Origin of the sequence: uncultured Fretibacterium sp. (assembly GCF_963544685.1) — a bacterium.
Classification (GTDB): domain Bacteria; phylum Synergistota; class Synergistia; order Synergistales; family Aminobacteriaceae; genus CAJPSE01.
Window position 1 is genome coordinate 1 of the sequence record NZ_CAUUGJ010000148.1, and the last position, 4,618, is coordinate 4,618.

The window sequence follows — 4,618 nt, forward strand, 5'->3', positions numbered from 1 at the left end:
GTTTGCCAGATGATGCGCATCGGCGAGGAGACGGGCCATCTGGACGATATGCTGGAGCGCGTGGCCGCCTGGTACGACCAAGAGCTGGACGAGCAGATCAAGGCCATGACCTCCCTGATGGAGCCGATCATGATCGTCTTCGTGGGCGGCATCGTGGCCGTCATCGCCATGGCCATTTTCGGCCCCATCACGGCGGCCATGTCCCAGATGTAAAAGTTAAATAATGAGTCTTGAGGCCCATTGTAAATGAGCTGAAAATCTCTATAATGATCATCACAAAGTTCCACGACATGTGGGACAAAAATCAGAGGAGGAATTCATTATGAAAATGCGCAAAGGTTTCACCCTCGTCGAGCTCCTGATCGTCATCGTCATCATCGGTATCCTCGCGGCGGCCATGCTGCTCTCCAGCGGCTCCGCCACGGCTTCCGCCGAGGCGAGCAACATCGTCAACAACCTGCGCAGCCTGAAGTCCGCGTCGGTGATGTTCTATGCGGATAGCATGGACCATGTCTCGGCAAACAGTGGTGGGCTTGGAGGGGCGAACATCGACAACCTGAAGGACTACACGGATAATCCCGATAAGTTCAAGAGTGGCGAAGGGTATCTGTTTGCCGCTACCGGCAACAAGTGGTATGTGGGGGTTATTTTGGATGGTACTGATGCCATTAAGATGAGCAGCAAACCGGTGGATGTCCTGAATAAGCTGGAGGGCAAAGTGAAGAGCTTGGCTCTCTTTGGTACGACGGGCAGTACCGCTCCTGCGGCTGGTGCGACGCCGGGAATTGCCGCTGGTTCTAAGGTAGTCTGGATGGCGGCCCGCTAGTCCTCTTATCCAGTCCTTGAAAGCCCCCGCAAGGGGGCTTTTTTGATGTCTCGGTATTTGGGCGGTGCGAAGAATCGCACCGCCCAAATGCGCTTCCTTCCCTAAGATCTTACTCGTCTTACTCGGGTCTCAGGGCTGGGGGAGCGGCTTCCCGGCCGCATGGCCCTCCAGCAGGGAGACGCACGCCGCCGCGCCCTTCAGCCTGGCGTAGCCCAGGCTGTCGCGCCCCGTATCGTCGGTGCGCGTGGGGTCGGCCCCGGCCCTCAGCAGGGCGGCGACGGCCCCGGGGTTGTTCGATGCGGCGGCGACCATCAGGGGCGTCGTGCCCCCCAGGTCGGGAAGGTCGGCGGCCTCCGCGGCCGCGGCGATCAGCATCCTCAGGACGTCGAGCCCCCTCTCGTCCTTCGCGGCGAAGTGCAGCGGGGTCCAGCCGACGCGGTCCCGGGCGTCCGTTTTGGCCCCGGCGTCCAGCAGGAAGCGCGCCGCGGGAGCGTTGCCGCGGTAGGCGGCCTCCATCAGGGGCGTCATCTCCTTCAGGGTCCGGGCCTCGACGTCCGAGCCCCCCTCGATCAGCAGCTCCGCCGCCTGGGCGTTCCAGTCCCGGGCCAGGACGGAGTGCGTCAGCGCCGTCATCCCGTCCGCGTCCTCGAGCTTCACATCCGCGCTCAGGGCCAGCAGGATCCGGACCCCCTCGGAGTTGCCCGATGCGGCGGCGACCATCAGGGGCGTCATGCCCAGGCCGCTCGGCTGGTCCACCGGGGCCCCGGCGGAGACCAGCGCTTCGAGGAGCTCCGCCTTCCGCGACCTCCGGGCGGCGACCATCAGGGGCGTCAGCCCGTCCCAGGTCCCCTGCGTGGGGTCGGCCCCGTGGGCGAGCAGGAGCGCGACGGTCTCGGGATCGTCGTTGGCCGCGGCCATCATCAGGGGGGTGATCGTGACCGCGTTTTTGAGGTTGGGGTTCGCACCGAGCTCCAGAAGGGGCCTCAACGCCGCCGCCCCCTTGGGGGACTCGAGGGCCGCCATCAGGGGCGTCGTCCCCTGAGCGGCGGTTTCGTCGATGGAGGCGCCGGATGCGGCGAGGGTGCGGAGCAGGTCCGCGGAGGCCCCCGATGCGGCCGCGAAGAACAGGGGTGTCCACAGGCGCTGGTCCCTCAGGCCGATGTCCGCGCCCCGGCGCAGCAGGGCCCGGACGGCGGGAAGGTTGTCCGCGCGGCAGGCCGCCATCAGGGGCGTCTCCAGTCCGTTCGACAGCGTGTCGGGATCGGCCCCCGCGTCGATGAGGCGCTCCAGGACGTCGGGGGAGACGGCAGGGTTCTCCGAGGCCAGGGAGAGCGCGCACCGGTTCTGGTCGTCCTGGGCGCGGACATTGGCCTTTCCCGACAGCAGCGCTTCGAACGAGGCGGCGTCCGCCCCGGCTGCTGCGGCCCGCATCAAGGGGGTGCAGCGATCGGGGGCCCGGACGTTCGTGTCGGCGCCGGCCTCCGTCAGAAGCCTCAGGACGGCCGCATCCGGCCTCTCACAGGCTGCCAGGAGCGGGGTGATGCCGCTGTCGTCGGACTCGTCGGCCGGGGCCCCGGCCCCCAGCAGAAGCTCGACGCCGTGGGCGTCGGGCCGTGCGGCGGCCGTCCAGAGCGGGGTCCGGCCCCGGCCGTCCCGGGCCTTGGGCGACGCCCCGGCACGCAGCAAGGCGGCCATGACCTTTGGGGATTCGTTCAGCGCGGCCGCGAGGTGCAGGGGCGTCCGGCCCTCCTCGTCCGCGAGGTTGGGGTCGGCGCCGGCCCTCAGGAGGGCCTCGACGATGGCGGCGTTCGGGTTGTAGGCCGCGGCCAGCATCAGCGGCGTCAGTCCCTCGAGCCCCTTCGCGGAGAGGGAGGCGCCCCCGTCGAGCAGACACTCGACGATCCCGGGATCGGAGGCGTGCTCCGCCGCTATGTGGAGCGGCCGGTTCCCGTCCGGGAAGGGCTCGTCCGCGGAACAGGTCCTCAGGGCCGCCCGCAGTTCCTCGACCGTGCCCGAGGCGCAGATGCGCCTCAGGGCCTCGGAGTCCGCCGCCCATGCCTGGGCTGCAAGCAAAGCCGACGCCGCGGCCACGGCCAGAATGCGTCCCATCCATACTTTCACGACTTTCATGATCATTCGATGCCTCCCGTCTGTGTCATCGGTTCCAAATCTCGCGCACATTGCGAATCCTCCTTTGGAAATGCAGATCCTCGGATGCGGAATATGAGGGGGTATGAGGATGTTTTTCGTGTACAATCCGGCGGAAGCGTGATATTCTAACTCTTTGGTTTGCCCCGCAGTTGTTCAGTATAGCAAAGGAAATGCTGATTTAATCCATGAAGCCCCCTGGTGGTACCCCAGCTTGCCTGTTTTGAAGAAGACACTTGCCGGGGCCGCCGCTATCAGGATAGCGGTGTGGGGGCTTGGGGGCGTAAGCAGACAACCAACGAGCGCACGCGAGTTGTGTTGGTCGCTTAGTTTCTTCATCAAAGCCCCCATATTAAAATTTTATGGAAGCGCTGGAGATTTTTGCCTATAGATGTTTTGCATATTTGTCCTGTGAAAAATATGCGTTTTTTGTTTTAATCAGTGCTTCCCAAATTCCGATGTGCCCCTGCCGAATGGAGGAAGGCCTTTGTCTGAAAACGACAGGAAAGGAAACGATCAACGCCGATTTTCGAGGGTGGGATGCCGGCTCCTCGCCGAGTTTCGGCTTCTGGAGGGCGGCGAGGTCTGGCTTTCGGCCGAGGTGCTGGACTTCACCGTCGCCGGGGTCCGCGTCCGCTTCGAGCGGGAGCAGCGAGGGCTTGTCCTGAACGAGACGGACATCGAGTGGAAGGAGGCGCTCTTCCGGTTTGGGGATCCCGCGGAGGCGCTGTCGGTCAAAGGGCATTTTCTCAGGGTCTACGCGCAGGAGAACGGCTGCTTTACCACCGGCGCCGAGTTTCTGGACATCACCCCGGAGCAGCAGATCAGGCTGGTCGGGCTGTACGCGCTGCATCGTCCCCATGCGGCGGGGGCCTGACGGGGGCATCCGCCGTTCGAGCGGCCGGACGATCGAGGAGCCGCCGGCACTGCCGGCGGCTCCAACTTCATACTTATCCCTACCCCTGTAGGGGCGAATACTCATTCCAAGAAGTACGTCGGACCAAAACTTTGCGAAGCAGTCAGGTTTCTGCTTACGTCGATAACACGGCAGCAGTGCCGCGTATCGACGTAAGCGACTGACACGCCATTCAAGACCTGCCGGTCTTGAAGAGGCGGTCATCTGCTTAAACGCAGCATACAAATGATTTTGAGTTATGCGGGGGGGCCGTTTGCGAACGCCAGCCCATCCCCCTCGACATCCACCGACACCTGCGTCCCGGCGGGGAACTGCCCGGAGAGCAGGGAGTCGGCCAGCCGGTCCTCGATCAGGGACTGAATGGCGCGGCGCAGGGGCCGGGCCCCATACTTGGGCTTGAAGCCCTTCTCCAGGATCTTCGTCTTCGCGCTCTCGCTGACCCCGATCCGAATGCCCCGTTTCTCCAGGCGCTCGCCCACCTCCGCGAGCATCGTCTCGACGATGCGCATCAGGCTCTCGCGGGAGAGCGGGCGGAACACGGCCATCTCGTCGATGCGGTTCAGGAACTCCGGCCGGAACGCGCGCTGTGCCTCGTCCAGGATGACGGTCTTGGTGCGGTCCCAGTTCCGGGTCTCCGCGTCGGAGGCGCTCCCGAACCCCAGGGCGCCGCCCTGCTGGGCCTCCCTGGCCCCGATGTTGCTGGTCATGATGATCACGGTGTTGCGGAA

The 4,618-nt window shown here is 64.7% G+C and carries 5 protein-coding genes; 3 read left to right on the forward strand and 2 right to left on the reverse strand.

Annotation, left to right across the window (positions count from 1 at the left end; all coding sequences use genetic code 11):
• Both ABLA28_RS10540 and ABLA28_RS10545 read left to right on the forward strand, forming a co-directional pair.
• Positions 1–213: type II secretion system F family protein (locus tag ABLA28_RS10540; RefSeq protein WP_347713626.1), on the forward strand; the 213-nt coding region annotated here is incomplete at its 5' end.
• A gap of 109 nt (positions 214–322) precedes the next feature.
• A complete protein-coding gene (locus tag ABLA28_RS10545) occupies positions 323–826 on the forward strand; it encodes a prepilin-type N-terminal cleavage/methylation domain-containing protein (protein WP_347713627.1) in 504 nt (167 codons plus the stop codon).
• A 129-nt stretch (positions 827–955) separates the two neighbouring features.
• Here the strand turns inward: ABLA28_RS10545 and ABLA28_RS10550 are convergent, their stop codons facing one another.
• Positions 956–2,956: an ankyrin repeat domain-containing protein gene (locus ABLA28_RS10550; RefSeq protein ID WP_347713628.1), complete on the reverse strand. Its 2,001-nt coding sequence runs from the start codon at positions 2,954–2,956 to the stop codon at positions 956–958.
• Positions 2,957–3,461: 505 nt separating this feature from the next.
• Between ABLA28_RS10550 and ABLA28_RS10555 the strand changes: the two genes are divergently transcribed.
• Complete coding sequence (locus tag ABLA28_RS10555) at positions 3,462–3,851, forward strand: PilZ domain-containing protein (RefSeq protein ID WP_347713629.1); 390 nt, start codon at positions 3,462–3,464, stop codon at positions 3,849–3,851.
• A 275-nt stretch (positions 3,852–4,126) separates the two neighbouring features.
• On the opposite strand, the gene ABLA28_RS10560 is transcribed toward ABLA28_RS10555, so the two are convergent.
• Positions 4,127–4,618: AAA family ATPase (locus tag ABLA28_RS10560; protein WP_347713630.1), on the reverse strand; the 492-nt coding region annotated here is incomplete at its 5' end.